Genomic DNA, 18,445 nt, shown 5'->3' on the forward strand with positions numbered 1-18,445 from the left:
GTTCACATATAACATTGGAGCGGGCATTCAAAACGGAGAGCATGCTATATTTCTTTCAATACATGCTTTTCCAGCACGCTATATTCCATCAACAAATGAACTGGAGTATGTAAATGAAATGAGTATTAAGATAAATTACATTCCTCCTGAAAAGCCGATGCTTAACAATGATGTTTATGATTTGCTCATTGTATCGCCATCTGAGTTCAGCGATACTCTGCAGCCATTGGTAGAGCATAAGGAAAGCTATGGTGTTAGGACATTGCTCGTGACACTGGACGAAATATATGACGGCAACTACTTCCCGGTTCAGGGAAGAGACGGTGCAGAGAAAATAAAATACTTCATCAAGGACAGCATTGAGGAGTGGGGTATAAAGTATGTAATGCTATTTGGCGGAAAGACATCATATATAACGGGAAACTGGGGATATGACGGTCCGACAAAAGTGGATGATAGTCTATGGCACGTTCCTGTAAGATATGCGGCTCTGGATGATCAGGCGGAGAAAGGATACCTAAGCGACCTTTATTTTGCAGACATATATGACGCAGATGGAAATTTCAGCACATGGGATAAAAATGGAGATGGAATATATGCAGCATGGTCATTCAGATATGGAAAAGATCCAATTGATGGTTATCCAGATGTTTACGTAGGCAGGCTTGCATGCAGAAGCGTAAAGGAAGCGCAGACAGTTGTAAACAAAATCATCACGTATGAGAGCACACCCGCAGATCCTTCATGGTTTAATAAAATGCTTCTGATTGGAGGAGATACATTCAATTCAAATGACGGCATATATGAAGGAGAATATTCAACACAACATTTGTTCAGCTTCATGCCATCTCAGTTCCAGGCTACGTCGCTATTTGCATCTGATGGCACCCTCTCCTTTGGAGGAGGAGAAAGCAGTATTGCAGCCAAACTTTCATGGATGAACGTTATACCTACCTTCAGTGAAGGTTTCGGTTTTGTTGCATTTGACGGCCATGGAAGTCCAACGGCGTGGGCGACTCATTTTCCAGACAAAGCTTCTCACGATGATCCATGGCTCAATGGTTTGATGACATATAATATGGATTTGCTCAGCAATGGGGAAAAGTTGCCAATCGTGAGTGTTGGTGGCTGCCATAACAGCGAGTTCAACATCAGCCTCTTGGATTTTTCAAAGAATGAATGGACATATCAGCCTACATACGAATGCTGGAGCTGGCATCTTGTGAAGATGGCTAGAGGGGGCTCTATTGCAACTCTTGGATACGCGGGACTGGGATACGGTGCAACAGGAGACGGTGATAAAGATGGTATACCCGACTGTGTGCAGTACAGCGGCGGATATATCGAGGCAAAATTCTTTGAGGCGTATGGTCAGTACGGGAAGGATATGCTTGGGGAGGCTTGGGGTCAGTCAGTAACAAAATACATTGATGCATTTCCGCCGATGGACGATAGAATAGACTGCAAGACTATAGAGGAGTGGTGCTTACTCGGAGATCCATCTCTAAAAATAGGGGGCTATTCATAATCCATACCCCATCTCTTTCTCTACAATTTTTAAACACTTTTCTTTTAATTTCTCTTTGCTTTCCGTTGCATCCAGTTTTATGAATCTGTCCTCATTTTCAGCAATTTCGATATAATTTTTTTGTACCTTATCCAAAAAAGATATTTTTTCGAAAGGAGATAGCTTTCTATCCCCTATCCTTTTTATCGCAACCGATGGATCCAAAATAAAAAGAAATGTTATATCTGGTTTTATGTAAAATGGGGAAAGCATTTTTTTAAGCCATTCCATCGGCGTATCAATACTTGAAAGATTTACGGACTGGTAGGCAATAGTGGAATCAGCATACCTGTCACATATAACTACTTTTCCCTCATCCATCCATTTTTTTATTTTCTTTACATGCTCGTTTCTATCCGCCGTAAATAGAAGAGCGATGGTTACATCATCTTTTTTTTCATTTATTGCCCTTACAACAGCCTTTCCTGTCCATTTATCGGTTGGCTCTTTTGTCCATACCGCATGCCATTTCTTTCTTACCTCTTCATATACCATTTTGGAAATGGTGGTCTTTCCCGAGCCGTCTATCCCCTCAAAAGTAAAAAATTTCCCTCTCATCATAAGATGAATGTATTTGTCATAATTAAATTTGTTCTTGAACGAAGCCCATAACTAATATATACACAAAATGCATATTCCCTCCAAATGAGGTATCTAAAGCTGGGCAGTCCTAACATTAATACATTTTTAGAGAGGCTTTCAAATTATGGCGAGCTTTATGCTCCAACAAAAATATCTGAAAAATTTTATAATTTTGGAAAAATAGATGATGTTGGCGATGTTGACTTTCATTACAATAGAGTTATAACGCCTGCAAAAAAATATTTCATTCCGCCAAAGCACGACATGTTCGAATTTGATATGGAGAAAAGCGAATATGCCGAGAAAATAGAGGATGTAAAGCCGTTTGTTTTATTTGGGCTGCATGCATGCAGCATCGTCGCCCTCCGTATTCTCGATAGGGTTTATTTGGATGAATATCCTGACAAATATTACAAAGTAAGGCGCGAGGCCGGAATAATTATAGGAATAAGCTGCCTTCCTGACGAATACTGCTTCTGCAACCTCCGCCGCACTGATTTTGTTGATGTGGGCTTTGACCTTTTCATGCATGAACTGCCGGATGGCTATTTAATACGGGTTGGAAGCGAACGGGGCCATAAAATAGTGGATGAGAATCTGGATTTATTTGTCGACGTAAACGACGGTGATATAGAAAATTTCAAGAAATTTGAGAAAAAAAGACATGAAATGTTCAAATATCGTGGAAGCTTCGATAATCTCCGTTATATGCTCGAACTTACAGAAAACAGCCCGCTATGGGAAGAAGAAAGCGAGAAATGCCTGGGCTGTGGAAACTGCACCATGACATGCCCGACGTGTAGATGCTACGACGTTCAGGACATACCGGACATTGATGGGAAACATGGAAAAAGGATACGTTTCTGGGACTCCTGTCAGTTCAGAAGCCACGGGCTGGTGGCTGGTGGACATAACTTCAGGGAGACAAAAAAAGATAGATTTATTAACAGGTATGTGTGTAAAAATGCATACTTTTATCCTCTTGGGACTGCATACTGCGTCGGCTGTGGAAACTGCGCGTATTTCTGTCCCGCGGGTATTGATTTCCTAAAAAATTTGATGGAAATAAGAGGTATTCCAGAGGAGGAAGTACATGGATGATAATGTATACGGCCTCTATAAATGCCGTGTGCTGCGAGTTTATGACCTAACTGATGAGGAGAAGCTGTTTCTGTTAAGATTTGAGGATTCCGAAATAGCCGAATCATGGACATTCACGCCGGGCCAGTTCGTTCAGGTTGCCCTGCCGGGTATAGGCGAGGTTCCCATATCGATATGCTCTTCTCCCATGCATCGGGGCTTTTTTGAGATGTGCATAAAAAAAGTTGGAAAGGTTACCGAAATGATACACAAACTGCAGCCTGGGGATTTCATGGGTGTAAGAGGGCCGTACGGCAATGGATTCCCAATGGGCGAGTTCGAAGAATCCGATATTTTGCTTGTTGCGGCAGGAATTGGAATGGTTCCTTTGCGCTCCGTATTCATGTATGCCCTAGACAACCGCTGGAAGTTCGGAAATATCACCGTTATAAACAGTGCCCGTTATGGAAATAAGTTGCTATTCCAAAAGGAATTGGAAGCCATGAGGGACATCGCTGAAGCAGAGAATATATGCATCATCCAGACAGTGACTCGCGATCCCGAGTGGCAGGGAAGGGTGGGAAGAGCACAGGAACACATAAAAGATGTCAATACTGACCCAAAAAACTCGTATGTTGTTGTTTGCGGTACGCCGACATGTTACCGCGGCATATTCGATAAATTAATTGAAGCGGGATATAACCCAAAAAAGATATACGTTACGCTTGAAAGAAGAATGAAATGCGGCGTGGGAAAATGCGGGCACTGCATAGCAGGCTCATCGACTTTCCTCAAATACATATGTATAGATGGCCCGGTTTTCGGGTATTATGACATAATCTCTACCCAGGGTTTGATATAGTGATAAAATGAAAATAGGAATACATGGTTTGACCTCGTGCTATGGATGCCAGTTGAGCATGGCAGTTGTAGAGAGAATACTGGATGTCGTTAACACATTCGATCTGAAGTATTTTTATATGCTGTCTAGTGGAGGAAAAATAGAGCATGTAGATATCGCTTTCGTTGAAGGCAGCGTCAGCACGGAGAAAGATGAGGAAGAACTCAAAAAAATAAGAGAAAATGCAGATGTGCTCATTGCCATCGGCTCATGTGCAATTCACGGGGGGGTGCAGGGCATACTTTGTGATGAAGGAGTTGATTACAATGAAGCATTCAAAATGGTTTATGGCGATAAAAAAATTGATTACAATGGGAGAATAGCCCAACCCCTCGATAAATTCGTCAAGGTGGATTACAGCCTCCCCGGCTGCCCTCCCGAGGAAGACGATATCATGTATTATCTGGCAACATTTGCAATAGGCAGCTGGCCCGAGGAGAAGGATTATCCTGTTTGTGCGGAGTGCAGGAGAGCAGGCAATCCGTGCATTTTGATAGAAAAAGGCGAGCCATGTCTCGGTCCCGTTACTGTAGCGGGATGTGATGCCCGCTGTATTGGATACGGCATTCCATGCATTGGATGCAGGGGGCCAGTACCTCAGGGAACGGCATGGTTTGATTCCCTTGCCAGAACTTTTAAGGAAAAGGGAATGGATAAGGAATACGTGAGAAAGAGGATGGCGATATTCGCCGCCCAGTATGGTAAGCTGGATGAGATGCTTGATAAAGTCTATGGGGATTAAATGAAAATAACAAAAGAAATTCGGATCGATCATCTTGCCCGCATCGAGGGAAAAGCGGGCATAGAAGTGGAAATGGGGGATGAAGGCGTAGATGTAAAATTAAATGTTACAGAGGGGCCAAGATTTTTTGAGGTCATAACGAGAAATAAGAATTACAATGATGCCGTTGCGATATTTCCAAGAATATGCTCTTTCTGTTGCACCCCTCACAAACTGACACCAATAGAAGCAGTTGAACAGGCTTTGAACATCCAGCCATCGGAGCAGACGAAAAAGTTGAGAGATCTGCTTTACATTGGGAACATTATAGAGAGTCATGCCCTTCATTTGTACCTGCTCGTCATTCCCGATTATCTCGGCTATCCAGATGCTTTTACGGTAGCGCGGAAGGGCGGGGGGCTGGTTAAGGATGGAATATTCCTGAAGGATGTTGGTGCGGAGGTACAGACTGCGATAGGAAGCAGGTCGATACATCCGGAAAATGCCATAGTTGGCGGCTTCGGGAAAATACCATCAAAAGAAAGAGTAGAAAAAATAGGGCATATGGCTGAGGAGGGGATGAAAAAGGCGGTCAGGGCCGTTGAATTCTTTGCAGAATATGAAAACCCGGAATATGCCAATAATGAAAGGAGGCATCTTTCAATAAAGCCCCATAACGGTTACGGCGTGTACGGACGCGAGATAATTTCATCTGACAGTAAGTCTTTTGGGGTGGAGGAATACAGGAAAAATCTATATGAGGAGGTTGTTCCATATTCATTTGCAAAAAGGGGAAAATTTATGGGAGAGCCCTACATGGTCGGTGCCCTCTCGCGAGTGATCAATAATTCCCATCTCATCACTGGAGAAGCAAAGGAACTAATGAATAAATACAGAGAGTTTATACCCCCGCAGAACTGTTTTGCAAACAATTTTGCCCAGGCATTGGAAATGGTCTATTTTCTGGAGAGGACAAAGGAACTTGCATCAGAATTAAAAGATGCAAAGGAGGAAAGGATAGCAGAACCTGAAAAAACATCCGGCGAGGGCTATGCAGTGACTGAAGCACCGAGAGGCTTATTGGTATACTACATAAATATAGAAAACAATATGGTCAGAGATGCGGATGTCATTACGCCTACGGCGATGTTCCTTCCAATGATGGAGGTTGATATTGCTGCCATGGCGGATGGGCTCTGGAAAGACGGTTGCAGAGATGAAAATTTGATAGGCAAAAAAGTGGAGATGGTCGCTCGTTCATACGACCCTTGCATATCATGCAGCGTCCACGTAACGAGACTTTAGTCGTAACTCTCGGCAGCCCTCTTGCTGGAGAAGATTCAATTGGCTGTAAAATTTTTGAGAGGATAAAAGATAAGATAGATGCAAGGGTTGAGTATCTGGGAACAGATATATTCAGGTTCAGCAATGTATATCATGAAGAGGAGAAAGTTATTTTTGTTGATGCAGTTTATTCGAAAAAACTGAAGGCGGGTGAAATGGTATATTTTCGTGGGGAAAATGTTTTCGAATTTTTGAACGATGTTGCCGTCGATGCCCATATGCTGGGAGTTGGCGAAGGGCTAAAAATCCTTAGGGAGGTAATGCCAGCATTTCCCAAAAATTTGCATTTCATAGGCATATCGTGCAAAAAGTTTGGATTTGGAGAGATGAGCATTGAAGTGGAGAAAGGAATGGAGATGGCTATAAAAAAGATAATGGAGATAGTTTAGTGCAGGAAATATCTCTGTCCGGAGAATACCATCGCTATGCCGTGTTCGTTTGCAGCTTCTACTACTTCTTTATCCCTTATTGAGCCCCCTGGCTGTATAATGGCTTTTACACCAGCTTCTGCAGCAACGTCGACCGCGTCCCTGAACGGGAAGAAAGCATCAGATGCCATGATTGAATCTTTTATTTTTTTTTCTCCTTTGTGAACGGCGATCCAGCTTGCATCGACGCGTGATGTTTGCCCCCCGCCGATCGCTACCGTCTTCGTTCCTTTCACAAAAACAACGGCATTTGATTTCACATGCTTTACACATTTAACGGCAAATATCATAGATTGGATGTTGTCTTGGGAAGGTTTTTTCTCCGTTACTGTCCTCCATTTACCTGTATCTATTTTTTTGATGTCCCTTTCCTGCATCAACAGTCCACCGACAACACTTCTAAATACCCTGCGTTCCTTTCCATCCGCTCTTTCCAGTCCTTCAACCTGGAGAAGACGCAGATTCTTCTTCTTTGCCAGTATTTCTTTTGCATCTGAGCTGAACGAAGGGGCTATTATCACCTCAAGAAAAATTTTTGTCATTTTTTCTGCCAGCCCTCCGTCCACTTCCCTGTTTACTGCAACTACTCCTCCAAATGGGGAATACTCGTCAGTGGCAAATGCATCTTTCCATGCCTGTATGACATTCCCAGCAGAGGCAATACCTGAAGGCGTTGCATGCTTTATTATTACGACCGTCGGTTCTTCAAACTCCTTTATGCACTCAATGGCCTCGTTTGCATCAAGTATGTTGTTGTACGATATTTCCTTCCCCTGCAATTTTTTGGCGCTCGCTATGCAAGATTCCTTCGTCATTCCTGTATAAAATGCTCCTTTCTGGTGGGGGTTTTCCCCATATCTCAGCTCTTTGGATTTTTTGTAAGGCAGTGTAATAATTTCAGGGAAATTTTCATTATCCTCAATTTCTATTATCCGAGCATCATAATATGAGGTTCTGTGGATTGCCTCAATCGCCAGTTTTTTTCGCATCTCATCATCAAACCCTTTTTTCAAATAAGGAACAAGTGCCGAATACTGCGAGGGGTGTGACACCACTACAACATCTTTCCAGTTTTTGGCGGCGGCGCGGACCATGCATGGCCCACCGATATCCATTCTATCCATTCCCACCTCTGGAGAATAAAAATTGCACACAACCATGTCTATTGGGATTATCTTTTTCTCTGTAAGTTCCTTCATGTCACTGCTCCCCCTCCTTGCCATTATTCCTGCATAAATGGATGTATGAAGAGTCTTTATTCTCCCGTCCATTAACTCGCTAAATCCTGTTATCTCCTCAACTTTTCTCACAGGTATGCCCAAATTTTTTATTCTTTCTGCTGTCCCGCCCGTAGAAAACATTTTTATGTCTGCATCGTACAGTGCCGCGCAAAAATTCTCTATACCTTCTTTATTGTATACGCTAACAAGAGCCATGTTTGGAATCATTTTATTTCCCAAAAGTAATGCAGGGTATAAAAATTAACTTTTCTAATTCTTAAAATTTTTTTTATTTCATTGCAATACATTTCTCACCCACCCATAATTTCTTTTGTATATATATTTATTTGGATTTGGTATTTCAGACTTTATAATTTGCCTGGTTCATCCAATCACAAGAGCCATATGGTCCTTTGAATAAGGAGCAAGAGTTATAGCTTCTTTTACGTCAAACTTGTTGCTTATTTCTTTTTTTACTTTTTCAAATACTCTCTTTGGAGGCATTGAAACATCCATGCTTCTCGCTTTTACCATCAGCATTCCTTCATCCACCTCAAATTTTTCCATGTTTTTAATAAATATGCCCACCTGGTCCCTCTGGGATATATCCTGATAGATTAAGTCCACTGGCTTGTCAATAAATATCTCGTATTTTTCTGGCTTACAGGCATCCGCCAATATGGGAACAATATTTTGCCTTTTATCGCAAACTTTTACCAGATCTCTCATCGCCCTGGCAGATATCTCCACCGCATAAATAATGCCGTTGAATGATACATCTGAAAGATGGGAAACAGTAGTGCCGTTTGCAGCCCCCAGGTACAAAACTCTGCTATCCCTTTTAACAGGCATTACTTTCAATCCTTTTAGAATGGCTGCTGCCATCTTGCTCTTGTACGGATTCCAGGAACGATATTCCTTTCCGCCCATGAAAAGCAAGTGTTCATTATAAACTCTCTCCCCGGGCACGAGATTCAACGTGTAAAGCTTTTTGTCTTTAGAGTAAACACCTGGAAACACCTGTTTCATGGTATCCTCATTTTACTTTCCTGTTCGCAATCTCGCAGGCCAGCGTGGATGTATCAATGATGGGAGCAAGATAGGGAGCATATGCAGTTTCAGCATGCAAAAACTGTTCAAGTGTTAACCCGCAATGAATGGCGAGAGAGAATTTATTTATGCGCTGGGCAGCCTCGGGACCGACTGCCTGAGCGGCAATTATCTTTCCGTTCTCATCTGCACAAACCTTTACAAAAACGTCTTCCCCGTCAAGATATTCCGGTAAACTGCTTCCTTTGAATTTTCCGGTTACGGAGTTGGATTGTATATACCTGCTCAGCGGACCGACGGCAGCCATTTCGACATCAAAAACTTTCGTTGCCCTTGCATTCACAAGAGGAAGCATTTTTTCATCTCCGCCGACTGCATTTGCACCTGCAACCATCCCCTGACGGACAGCAACACTACCGAGGCCCACCACATTATCATTCCCCAAAATGTCCCTGTATTGTGTGCAATCCCCAACCGCATATACATTCTCGATGGACGTTTCACACCTTTCGTTTACAGTTATTGCCTTATCTACATCATCTGCCTTGGATTCCACAAGCCCGATGTTTGGCCTGTTTCCGGTGGCAACAATGACAAAATCTCCCTGGAAGACATTTTCTTTTCCCTCTTTGTCTACAGCGATCACTTCCATTTGACTGCTCTCATTTATCTCTGTAACCCGACGACTGAAAAACATGTTGGCCTTTCCTTCTATTTTTTTTCTGATAATCGAGGCAATATCATTATCAACCATGGTGAGCAGGATATCCGGCAAAAATTCGACTATCGTTACATCAATGCCGATTTTTTTCAATGCCTCTGCCGCTTCGAGCCCTATCAGACCCGCACCTATGATTACCGCCTTATTCGAATTTTTTGCTTCCTTTCTTATCGCCAGCGCATCGTCTAGGCTGCGCAAAAAGTAAGTCTTCCCTCGCGGCTCTACGGGCGAGAAAGGAGAGGCGCCTGTTGCAATTATCAATGCATCGTACTCTTCACTCCCCTCGGAACTCTTGACAATTCTGGCATTAAAATCAATAGAGGAAACGGCGGTGTTCAAATGCAGATCAATTTTTGCTTTTCTGAACCATTCCTCGTTGAATTCTATGATGAAATCTGGAGGTGTCTCTCCCGATATAATGTAAGGAAGGGCACATTTAGAGTATTGAGGGTATTTTCCCCCTTCAAAAACTTTTATCTCTGCCCTCCTGTCATTTTTTCTTGCAAACTGGGCAGCCGTTGCTCCGGCGGCACCGCACCCGATGACAATCAATTTCATGAAGTCATATTGCCGTCTGCCTTAAAGATTTTTACGTTCCCAGTATTTTCTTCAACTCCCCCACAAAACCCTCAAAGCCTATTGGCCGGGGTATCACCCCTTTCGCACCTGCATCTTTCAGCTCATTGGCCCACTTGGTATCAAAAAATGCAGTGAATCCGTATATGCGTGCATCCCCGTCCAGGTTCATTATACGCTTTGTAGTCTCTACGCCGTCTACGCCCGGCAGCTTTAAATCCATGATGACCAGATCAGGCTTTTTTCCCGCATTGGACATGTCTTCATACATCTTGACTCCATCCTCACCGGTGAATGCGGAGTGTAACTCAACATCAATTTCTGCCTTATTAATGTAAATCTTCATCAAATCCTGCATATCTCTTTCGTCCTCAACGATCAATATCCTTTTACCCATGACTTTCACCCTTCACAGCAGACTAAAGTAATGAAATATGTTCCCTATAAACTTTTTCTATTTTTACTGGTTCTGTTCATAAAGCTAAAGCGTACCGAATATTGCAGACCAATCCAACCACAGCGGAGAATCTGGGATTTGATCCCAACGATTTGCCCACTTACGAATCATCAATGATCTGTTGTTAGAGAAAGTAAAATGCTTTCTTTCATACCACATTGTGCTTAATTGCGTTGAACAATGAAGAGCTATTTAATTTGCAAAATGAAAAATCAGTAAATCTGCATGTACCGCACACCAACATATTAAAATAGGAAAAGCCATTGGGGTTTGATATTATGTCCGTAAAATTTGAAGATTTGCCACCACAGGTACAGAACCAATTGCAGCAGCTACAACAGTTTCAGCAGCAATTGGAAATTACCATCCAGCAACGCCAACAAATAAAAATAAGAATTAAAGACATAGAAAACGCACTTGAGGAACTGGAAAAGGCGGATAAGGATGCCCTGGTGTTCAAAAACGTTGGCCCTATCCTGATAAAAGCGGATGAAAAAGATGTTGCCAAAGAACTGCAGGATACTAAAGAGAATCTCGAGGTAAGGAAGAAGACAATGGAAAAACAGGAGCAGAGAGTGAAAGAGAAGATAGAAGAGATACAGGCAAAAATACAGGGTGCTCTATCACCCCAGACGGGATGAATCACTCACTCTATCACAATTGCCCCATAACCCACACAGGAGTCAGAAGGATAAACGTCGTATGACGTTGAGTATTTCAGCAATCTTGCCTTCCTTGCACCCAATTTTTTTGCTGCAGCCATCACGGCAGCCACACATCCGTATCCGCACATAGATATGTTATTGTTCTCCACCGTTTCCATAAAGTAGCGTATATCCATTGAACGTATCGCATCTATCGCTTTTTTATCCTGCACTGATGCCCACTCATTTACAGGTATGCCGGCAGGTGAAAACTGCCCGTATCCCGTTCCGACATGAGAAAAGTCAGTGCTTGCTATCAGTAATGCATCTGGTGCACCTGCCAGCCTTTCTCCAACTTCAATTGCCGTATTGTAATCCTGGATGCCCATACATAGCGGAACAAAAGAAAAATCGGGGTTCAAAAATTGGAGAAACGGGAGCTGAACTTCGATGGAATGTTCATAAAGATGGGCCATCTCGTCTTCATCGACTATGCCGCCGCATATCTTCCTTGCAACATTTTCATCAATTTTAACATTGCCAAGAGGCGTTTCCCATTCCCCTTCAGCCATCAAAGCCACACCTAACCCGTAGCCAGTATGGTTCGGGCCAACGATAATAAAACTATCGGGAAATCCATCTTCTGCTATCTCGGTGTAAACATGGGCAGCAATTGGGCCGGAGAAAACATACCCCGCATGGGGCACAATGCATCCCTTTATTTTTCCTTTCCGTTTTCTGATCTCCGGCAATTTCCCCGGTCCTCGCCCGTCCAGAAAGCATTTTTCAATCTGCTTCGAAAGCATTTCAGCATTTCCCTCATAAAAGCTCCCAGCAGCTACTGGCCTTCTTATCATGATTATAATATGGAATTAAAAAATTTAAATGTGTGGGTAGATTTTTAATGACAGAATAAATGAAAAAAGAGTTGAATCAACCTGGATCAGAAATTTATCTTCGGTAGTTCCAAGACCCTCTATTTATCACTATTATTCTTAAAGCAGTTCTTTCCTATATTTTTCGTCTTGGTATTTTTCGCTGTTGTTGAGATAATCTTTTATAACCTCATACTCCTTGGTTGATATAAAATCCTTAAGCCATTCTATTCCCTTGCTTTTAAAGGGAATGAGAGCATGCAGCCCTATTCCATACTTTTTCGCTATCTCGCCTGCACCCTGCTCCCTGTCTATTATGACTGCCACATCCACGCACTTTATTTGCATTCCTCTCCTGTTTCCTTCCATTTTAAGCTGTTCTATTGCAACGAGTTTGCTGTCAAATTTTGTCACAAGGTCATCAACGGCAACGAATCTGTCACCTTCATTTATTTCTCCCTCCACAAGTGAATGCTCGCCGTATCTGGATGCAGCTTCTTCGAGTTCGTTCAGTGACTTTACCCCTTTCAATTTTCTAGTATAACAGAGGGGTATTGCATATTCCGTGGATATGGCGGTTGCAATCGGTATGCCGGCCATCGCTATGCCCAGTATTTTGTTGGCATCGCATTCTTTTTTAATCATTTCGCCCATATACCTGCCCACTTTTTTGAGCAGTATGGGATAAGACGGTAAAGAACGGATCTGTATATAGAACGGGCTCCATATTCCGGAAACAAGTCTCCATCCCTCCCGATGGTCTCTAAACCATGTTTTTATCAACCCGTGCCTGTAAAGTTCGGATATTATCTCCTTCCCGATTTCCATACTATCACTCAAATTTTAATGCCTCCTCACAGAACTCTTTTGCGGATTTTTCCATGTTATTGCTTTTGTATATGGAAGAGCCAATTATTGCATAGGCAGAATACCCCTCCAGTATCGTAAATGCTTTTTTGATTCTCCCCCCCTGACGGCCTATTCCCGGCATGCAGTATTTAGGATCATTGACAATTTCTGAAAGAATATCATTGTATTTTTTCAGCGATTGCTCTCTATTGCCCGGGAGAATGAAATATTCAACGCCATTTTCCGCTCCTATCCTGTACATTTCCTCGGGCGCATTATTTCTTATGAAGCCTTCTTCTCTTTCCATATATGCTGGATGCGTCATCTCTCCCCCAACCATGGGCACCATTTTTTTATCGATTATTGCTTTTATGAATGCCCTCTCGGTTTCCGGCCCAGCTTGAGGAAATATAATCACGCTTTTTATTCCTCCTTTGCAGCATACTCCCGCAAATTTTTCGCCCATCTGCGGTATGTCCGTTCCAGCCTTTTGATGGTCGTATATTACCGGCAGGTTGCAGCATTCCCTGACTATGTCCGTCAAAGTTTTCAACCCGTAAGACAATGCAAGCGTCACCCCGACTTTATAGCCTACAATTCCTTCAATGTGGTGTGTCTTATTTACTAGCTCTCTGAATTGCTCCAGCGATACAACATCACAGGCGGTTATAACGCCGTGCTCCTTTTCAAATAACATCATAATGAATACTTTATTTTGCTTTTAGAGTTTTCCTTCCTTTATTTTCTCTCTTGCCTCTTCCATGATTTTATTGGTAAAAAATAAGTTATGAATTGTTGCAAGCCTTGGCCCGAGAGAGTCTTTCTCCCTAAACAAATGATTGATATAATCAAGAGAAAAATTTCTGCAGGTATAGCACTGGCATCCTTCCTGGATTACATCACCTTTAACTTTTGCCCTGCCAAGATTTATTTTACCTTTACCAACAAAAACCGTGCCGTGCCTCGCATTTCTTGTTGGAAATGCACTATCAAATATATCCACCCCCTTCTTTATTGCTCCAATTATGTCTTCTGCCGAGCCGACTCCCATTAAATGGCGGAAATTGTTCTTCGGCAAATAGGGTATGGTGGCTTTCACCATACGGTGCATATCCTCCTTCGGCTCTCCAATGCACAGCCCACCGATTGCGAACCCATCGAAATTCATTTTTGCAATGGCTTTTGCGCACCTGATACGCTCATCTTCAAATGTCCCTCCTTGTAGTATTGCAACTCTTCCCTTTCCTTGGCACCTCGAAGCCCATTTAATCGTTTTATCGACTGACAGAGCAACCCTTTTCTTATCGTAGGGATATGAAGGGCAGTCATCCAGAGACAGTGCAATATCAACGCCCAGCATTCCCTGCACCTTCATGGATTTTTCGGGTGTGAATAACTTTACCGTGCCGTCGGGCATTGAAAATTTTACTCCTTCATCGCTAACTTTGCACGGAAATTTCTTTATCGGCTGAAAACCGCCGCTGTCGCTCACCACAATCCCTTTCCATCTCATGAAATTGTGGATTCCCCCGGCCTGTTTTATGTACTCAATCCCCCTCCTGTAAAGATGTAGGGCGTTAACAATTATTCCCCTACATCCGGCATCCCATGCCTCATCGGGCGTGAGAGTCTTTACGACCGCTTTTGTTGCAACCGGAAGAAAGACAGGCGTTTCAACGGTGCCGTGAGGTGTTTTGATTAAGCCGACTCTGGCATCACCGTGTTCAGCAACTATTTCAAACATTTTTATCCATTATGAGCATTGCATCCCCAAAACTCAGAAACCTGTAGTTATGTTTCAGGGCATCATTGTACGCTCTCATGATATTATCTTTTCCCGCATAGGCACATACTAGCAACAGTGGCGTGGACTTAGGCAAATGAAAATTGGTTAAAACGCCCGTTATCGGAGAATTGAATTTATAGCCAGGATAGATGAATAGATCGCTCCATCCGCTCCCCGCATTTATGGTACTGCCATCGGCATTGGCCGAGCTTTCAAGCGTTTTTACAGTTGTCGTGCCCACCGCTATAACGTTTGCTTCAATACTACCTGCATCATTTATCTTTTGGGCTGCCCCGTCATCGATCTCGTAATACTCTGCCTCCATCCTGTGTTCCTCGACATTTCTGCACCTGACAGGCATGAACGTTCCGATTCCAACATGCAGTGTGATGCATGCAACCTTTACTCCTTTCGCTCTCATCTTATCAAGCATATCCTTTGTAAAATGCAGCCCGGCGGTCGGCGCGGCAACCGACCCTTTTTCCCTCGCATATACACTCTGATACATCTCTGCCGTTTCCCTATCGACCTTTTCTTTTATGTATGGTGGAAGGGGCATTTCTCCTATGGCTTCTAACTCTGCCATGTTCAAGGGTATGTCTATAAGACATTCACCGCCGTTTTTATCGACAATTTCCCCTTCTATCCCATCTTTTCCATCAAACAACATTTTTGTGCCCTCCCTGACTTTTCCTTTCACCAAACATTTGAATAGATTGCTCTCATTGCCAAGCAACAAAATTTCTATTTTTCCTCCTGTTTTCTTTCGCGCGTGAATTCTTGCATGTATAACCCTGGTATCGTTCACCACCACCACATCCCCTGAACCAAGATATTCCAAAATTTCATAAAACAGATGATGGCGTATGCCGTTTTTTATGACCATCAGCTTGCACATATCTCTCGGTACTGCAGGCTTCTGAGCAATTGCCTCCTGGGGCAAGTGATAATCAAATTCATCTATGAGCATTGTGAATTACTTTGATTTCTTTAAGAGCGGTAACCCCGTCTTTTCGTTTACTTTCACTTCATACCCCTCTGGCTTGGCACACGGCTCTGCATCATCTTTCTTTTTTTTGCTGAAAAAATATATACGCTGTTTTCTTCTTCCTCTCAACAATACTTCTTTTGTATACAGTGTATATTCCCCGAAAGTGAAATGACCTTCATAGAATGTTCCCCATTCCGGCAATTCTTCCTCTACTTCCACTTCCTCTTCCGGAATTTTAACTCCTATTTCCAATACTTCCAGCTCCTCTTTCCCTATTTCTTCCTCCTCTTCCTCCCGGGCTATAGATATACTGGGTTTTAGTTCTTCGATCTCTCTTCCATCAATGGCAACAACCTCTTCATTTTCTACCCTCCACCTTGGCACCTCTATTTCCGCAGAAACGCTTCTATTTATCCTGCTGCATACCGTGCACAGATATTTTCTCTCTTCTTCCGGAATGGTCTCTTCGCATATCTTGCACGGTAAATAATCAAGGACCATCACAAGATGCTCTAACTCATGCTCATCGGTCATATCTAATATATGAAAATTTACATTAAAAAGCTTTTGGGGAAAATTAATTGAAAGAAAAAAGGGAAAAAGGCTTACGGTGGGGGTGGCGGGGTGGGTGTAACCTGCCACTGTGTCGTTCCGCTGCTTATGAACACAAACACTCCTTCGCCCATCAGAATGTCGAAGTCATAGCCCGGCAATGCTGTTATGTATTCGGGTAGCCATTCCTGTTCTTGGGCATTCCACTTTGCAACCTTTATGCAATTTGTTATGTTTTCCGCAATTTGGCTGGCAGTAGTATACATCGCATACGGCCACCCTATCATGTTATAGCCCGTTCTCAGCGTGAGGTTTATTTCAGGTTCAAGAAGTGTGCCATTGAACTGTAAATTCACATCCTCTCTTACGAATACGAGGTATCCCGTTCCGTTAACAAGTGCGAAATCGTAGGCGAAACCGACGACATGGCTTACATATTTCTGATGTACATTGTCCCACACAGTAACGACGGTACAGCCCGATATGAGAGCACCCAAATCTTCTGCTGTTTCAATGCTGTCATTGATAAAGGCAGGTGTAATCATGTTCCATCCTTTGTATAACATGAGCCCGAGCCACGGATCGAAATGAATGTTGTCATACACTGCTGAGCCGTTGATTTCGTCGCCCGTTCCATTTGCAGGATTGCCCGTTATCGGATCCAGCATGTTGTCGTTGTTGCTGCTCGGTCCGTTGGCACTTCCCCACCAGTTGTACGTTGCGTTAATCCACGGGGTACCTAGCTCCACTATGTAGTATACCACGCCATATTCATAATTCCCGTAGATTTTATTCCAATGGATTTGTGTGTCAACATTTTCATACGCACCTTCATACCCTCCATACACGTATATTCCTACATCGTTTTCCTTTATCACATTGTTCGTGATGTTTGTGTGGTTGGAACCTGAATCGATGTAAATACCAGTGTCTCCATAATTTTCTGCAATGTAGTTATCTGTTATGCTATTGGATGGGGAACTACCCAGATATATTCCGCAACCGTTGTCCGTGATATCATTGTCAGAAAGGGCATTATGAGTAGAGTAGTCCGCCAAATATACTCCATATTCGTTGTTAGTGACATTATTGTCGGAAATAGTATTATTCCACGAATACTCCAAAAGTATACCCAAAAAGTTATCGAAAATGGTGTTGCCTTCTACTGTTTCATTATCTGCTCCATATAGGTAAATGCCGAAAAAATATCCCCAGACGGTATTATCAATGATTGTATTGTTGCACACCGGTATTTCTTCTCCCATAATGAATATGCCAGCTGACCATCCACCAACTTCACCACCGTATAGTATATTGTGAGATGCCGTTACATTGTAGCAATCTTTCAGTACTATGCCGCTTGGTGGTCCATCTGGCCCTTCACCAATAAAACCATTTCCTATGAAATCATTGTCCGCAACAAGGCTGTCATTGACACACTCAAAATAAATACCACAATACGCGTTATAATAAAAATCGTTGTCGGTAATGGTCTCGTTATCTGTATAAATCATGACGATTCCAGCAAAATTTTCTGAAATATTGTTGTTGCTTATAGTATTGTTACAAAGCCACTGTTCGCTTGGCAAATAGAGTATTCCACAATCTCCATTCCCTACTATATAATTTTCTTCAACGGCGTTCCAGCTTGAGTTGATAAGGATGATTCCAAATTGATTTTCTCCAATCCAGTTGTTATAAATGGTGTTGTAACTGGAGTTCTCTATGCATATACCATCCGACGAATCATTTTCAATCACATTGCCGGAAATGTTGCAGTAATGCGATTCATTCAAATGAATACCGGATACATCGAGACCATATTGTTCCTCTAAATAAAATCCGGAGATATTGACATAATCTGCCTCAATCCAAAACCCAACGCTGATATAATAAAGATAAGTATTTCCATCATAGGTTCCGCCCAATGCATCAACAGTCGTATTGCCAATGATCGTCAGCGATTTATTAATGACCTAAGTTTTCCCTAATTTTTATACACTACACCTAACCCATCCAAGATTTTTTCCTGAATCTTTTCAAGAGTCACCGTAGTACTCCATTCAAAATTAGATTCACTATCTTTCAGACGGACCTTATA

The 18,445-nt window shown here is 42.6% G+C and carries 18 protein-coding genes and 1 pseudogene; 7 read left to right on the forward strand and 12 right to left on the reverse strand.

What is annotated here, in order from left to right:
• Positions 1–1,528, forward strand: a 1,528-nt coding sequence (locus tag U9O96_08350) for a C25 family cysteine peptidase (protein MEA2055095.1), incomplete at its 5' end; no start/stop codon positions are given.
• Here the strand turns inward: U9O96_08350 and tmk are convergent.
• Entirely contained in the window at positions 1,523–2,128 is a 606-nt protein-coding gene (gene tmk, locus U9O96_08355; GenBank protein ID MEA2055096.1) for a dTMP kinase, read from the reverse strand. The two genes, U9O96_08350 and tmk, sit on opposite strands and share 6 nt — an antisense overlap.
• An 84-nt stretch (positions 2,129–2,212) precedes the next feature.
• On the opposite strand from tmk, the pseudogene U9O96_08360 reads away from it, so the two are divergent.
• From U9O96_08360 to U9O96_08380, 5 genes and pseudogenes are all read left to right on the forward strand, one after another.
• Positions 2,213–3,238 (forward strand): annotated as a pseudogene (locus U9O96_08360) (4Fe-4S dicluster domain-containing protein).
• Between the two features lie 4 nt (positions 3,239–3,242).
• A complete protein-coding gene (locus U9O96_08365) occupies positions 3,243–4,091 on the forward strand; it encodes an FAD-binding oxidoreductase (protein MEA2055097.1) in 849 nt (282 codons plus the stop codon).
• A 7-nt stretch (positions 4,092–4,098) separates the two neighbouring features.
• Complete coding sequence (locus U9O96_08370) at positions 4,099–4,872, forward strand: sulfhydrogenase 1 subunit delta (GenBank protein ID MEA2055098.1); 774 nt, start codon at positions 4,099–4,101, stop codon at positions 4,870–4,872.
• The gene (locus U9O96_08375; GenBank protein MEA2055099.1) at positions 4,873–6,156 is read left to right on the forward strand and encodes a Ni/Fe hydrogenase subunit alpha; all 1,284 of its coding nucleotides are present in this window, start codon (positions 4,873–4,875) and stop codon (positions 6,154–6,156) included. It abuts the gene before it with no gap.
• On the forward strand, positions 6,129–6,584 hold the full coding sequence (locus tag U9O96_08380; GenBank protein ID MEA2055100.1) for a hydrogenase maturation protease: 456 nt from the start codon (positions 6,129–6,131) through the stop codon (positions 6,582–6,584). The genes U9O96_08375 and U9O96_08380 overlap by 28 nt, the downstream gene beginning before the upstream one ends.
• Here the strand turns inward: U9O96_08380 and purH are convergent.
• From purH to U9O96_08400, 4 genes are all read right to left on the reverse strand, one after another.
• The gene (purH, locus tag U9O96_08385) at positions 6,581–8,071 is read right to left on the reverse strand and encodes a bifunctional phosphoribosylaminoimidazolecarboxamide formyltransferase/IMP cyclohydrolase (GenBank protein ID MEA2055101.1); all 1,491 of its coding nucleotides are present in this window, start codon (positions 8,069–8,071) and stop codon (positions 6,581–6,583) included. The genes U9O96_08380 and purH overlap by 4 nt on opposite strands.
• A gap of 156 nt (positions 8,072–8,227) precedes the next feature.
• Positions 8,228–8,872 carry a fibrillarin-like rRNA/tRNA 2'-O-methyltransferase gene (locus U9O96_08390; GenBank protein MEA2055102.1) on the reverse strand — a complete coding sequence of 215 codons (645 nt, stop codon included), beginning with the start codon at positions 8,870–8,872 and terminating at the stop codon, positions 8,228–8,230.
• Positions 8,873–8,879: 7 nt separating this feature from the next.
• Positions 8,880–10,172: an FAD-dependent oxidoreductase gene (locus U9O96_08395; GenBank protein ID MEA2055103.1), complete on the reverse strand. Its 1,293-nt coding sequence runs from the start codon at positions 10,170–10,172 to the stop codon at positions 8,880–8,882.
• Positions 10,173–10,203: 31 nt separating this feature from the next.
• Complete coding sequence (locus U9O96_08400; GenBank protein MEA2055104.1) at positions 10,204–10,587, reverse strand: response regulator; 384 nt, start codon at positions 10,585–10,587, stop codon at positions 10,204–10,206.
• A 338-nt stretch (positions 10,588–10,925) separates the two neighbouring features.
• Between U9O96_08400 and U9O96_08405 the strand changes: the two genes are divergently transcribed.
• Complete coding sequence (locus U9O96_08405) at positions 10,926–11,288, forward strand: prefoldin subunit beta (protein ID MEA2055105.1); 363 nt, start codon at positions 10,926–10,928, stop codon at positions 11,286–11,288.
• A 5-nt stretch (positions 11,289–11,293) separates the two neighbouring features.
• On the opposite strand, the gene U9O96_08410 is transcribed toward U9O96_08405, so the two are convergent.
• From U9O96_08410 to U9O96_08440, 7 genes are all read right to left on the reverse strand, one after another.
• The gene (locus U9O96_08410; GenBank protein MEA2055106.1) at positions 11,294–12,148 is read right to left on the reverse strand and encodes an MEMO1 family protein; all 855 of its coding nucleotides are present in this window, start codon (positions 12,146–12,148) and stop codon (positions 11,294–11,296) included.
• A 138-nt stretch (positions 12,149–12,286) separates the two neighbouring features.
• Positions 12,287–12,994, reverse strand: a complete 708-nt coding sequence (locus U9O96_08415) for a hypothetical protein (protein MEA2055107.1) — start codon at positions 12,992–12,994, stop codon at positions 12,287–12,289.
• Between the two features lie 4 nt (positions 12,995–12,998).
• The gene (locus tag U9O96_08420) at positions 12,999–13,715 is read right to left on the reverse strand and encodes a hypothetical protein (protein MEA2055108.1); all 717 of its coding nucleotides are present in this window, start codon (positions 13,713–13,715) and stop codon (positions 12,999–13,001) included.
• Between the two features lie 21 nt (positions 13,716–13,736).
• On the reverse strand, positions 13,737–14,759 hold the full coding sequence (tgt, locus tag U9O96_08425; GenBank protein MEA2055109.1) for a tRNA guanosine(34) transglycosylase Tgt: 1,023 nt from the start codon (positions 14,757–14,759) through the stop codon (positions 13,737–13,739).
• Positions 14,752–15,771, reverse strand: a complete 1,020-nt coding sequence (gene queA, locus U9O96_08430) for a tRNA preQ1(34) S-adenosylmethionine ribosyltransferase-isomerase QueA (protein MEA2055110.1) — start codon at positions 15,769–15,771, stop codon at positions 14,752–14,754. The genes tgt and queA overlap by 8 nt, the downstream gene beginning before the upstream one ends.
• A gap of 6 nt (positions 15,772–15,777) precedes the next feature.
• A complete protein-coding gene (locus tag U9O96_08435; GenBank protein MEA2055111.1) occupies positions 15,778–16,326 on the reverse strand; it encodes a hypothetical protein in 549 nt (182 codons plus the stop codon).
• 71 nt (positions 16,327–16,397) lie between these two features.
• The gene (locus U9O96_08440; GenBank protein MEA2055112.1) at positions 16,398–18,272 is read right to left on the reverse strand and encodes a right-handed parallel beta-helix repeat-containing protein; all 1,875 of its coding nucleotides are present in this window, start codon (positions 18,270–18,272) and stop codon (positions 16,398–16,400) included.
• Between the last annotated feature and the right edge of the window lie 173 nt (positions 18,273–18,445).

This window comes from Candidatus Thermoplasmatota archaeon (assembly GCA_034660695.1).
GTDB lineage: Archaea > Thermoplasmatota > E2 > UBA202 > DSCA01 > JAYEJS01.

Bases quoted from the DNA above. Each gene is read 5' to 3' on its own strand.
- U9O96_08420 (MEA2055108.1), bottom strand. From the start codon at position 13,715: ATGATGTTATTTGAAAAGGAGCACGGCGTTATAACCGCCTGTGATGTT.
- U9O96_08395 (MEA2055103.1), bottom strand. From the start codon at position 10,172: ATGAAATTGATTGTCATCGGGTGCGGTGCCGCCGGAGCAACGGCTGCC.
- queA (MEA2055110.1), bottom strand. From the start codon at position 15,771: ATGCTCATAGATGAATTTGATTATCACTTGCCCCAGGAGGCAATTGCT.
- U9O96_08400 (MEA2055104.1), bottom strand. From the start codon at position 10,587: ATGGGTAAAAGGATATTGATCGTTGAGGACGAAAGAGATATGCAGGAT.
- purH (MEA2055101.1), bottom strand. From the start codon at position 8,071: ATGATTCCAAACATGGCTCTTGTTAGCGTATACAATAAAGAAGGTATA.
- U9O96_08380 (MEA2055100.1), top strand. From the start codon at position 6,129: ATGCAGCGTCCACGTAACGAGACTTTAGTCGTAACTCTCGGCAGCCCT.
- U9O96_08405 (MEA2055105.1), top strand. From the start codon at position 10,926: ATGTCCGTAAAATTTGAAGATTTGCCACCACAGGTACAGAACCAATTG.
- U9O96_08415 (MEA2055107.1), bottom strand. From the start codon at position 12,994: ATGGAAATCGGGAAGGAGATAATATCCGAACTTTACAGGCACGGGTTG.
- tmk (MEA2055096.1), bottom strand. From the start codon at position 2,128: ATGATGAGAGGGAAATTTTTTACTTTTGAGGGGATAGACGGCTCGGGA.
- U9O96_08410 (MEA2055106.1), bottom strand. From the start codon at position 12,148: ATGATAAGAAGGCCAGTAGCTGCTGGGAGCTTTTATGAGGGAAATGCT.
- U9O96_08375 (MEA2055099.1), top strand. From the start codon at position 4,873: ATGAAAATAACAAAAGAAATTCGGATCGATCATCTTGCCCGCATCGAG.
- U9O96_08390 (MEA2055102.1), bottom strand. From the start codon at position 8,872: ATGAAACAGGTGTTTCCAGGTGTTTACTCTAAAGACAAAAAGCTTTAC.
- tgt (MEA2055109.1), bottom strand. From the start codon at position 14,759: ATGTTTGAAATAGTTGCTGAACACGGTGATGCCAGAGTCGGCTTAATC.
- U9O96_08370 (MEA2055098.1), top strand. From the start codon at position 4,099: ATGAAAATAGGAATACATGGTTTGACCTCGTGCTATGGATGCCAGTTG.
- U9O96_08365 (MEA2055097.1), top strand. From the start codon at position 3,243: ATGGATGATAATGTATACGGCCTCTATAAATGCCGTGTGCTGCGAGTT.
- U9O96_08435 (MEA2055111.1), bottom strand. From the start codon at position 16,326: ATGACCGATGAGCATGAGTTAGAGCATCTTGTGATGGTCCTTGATTAT.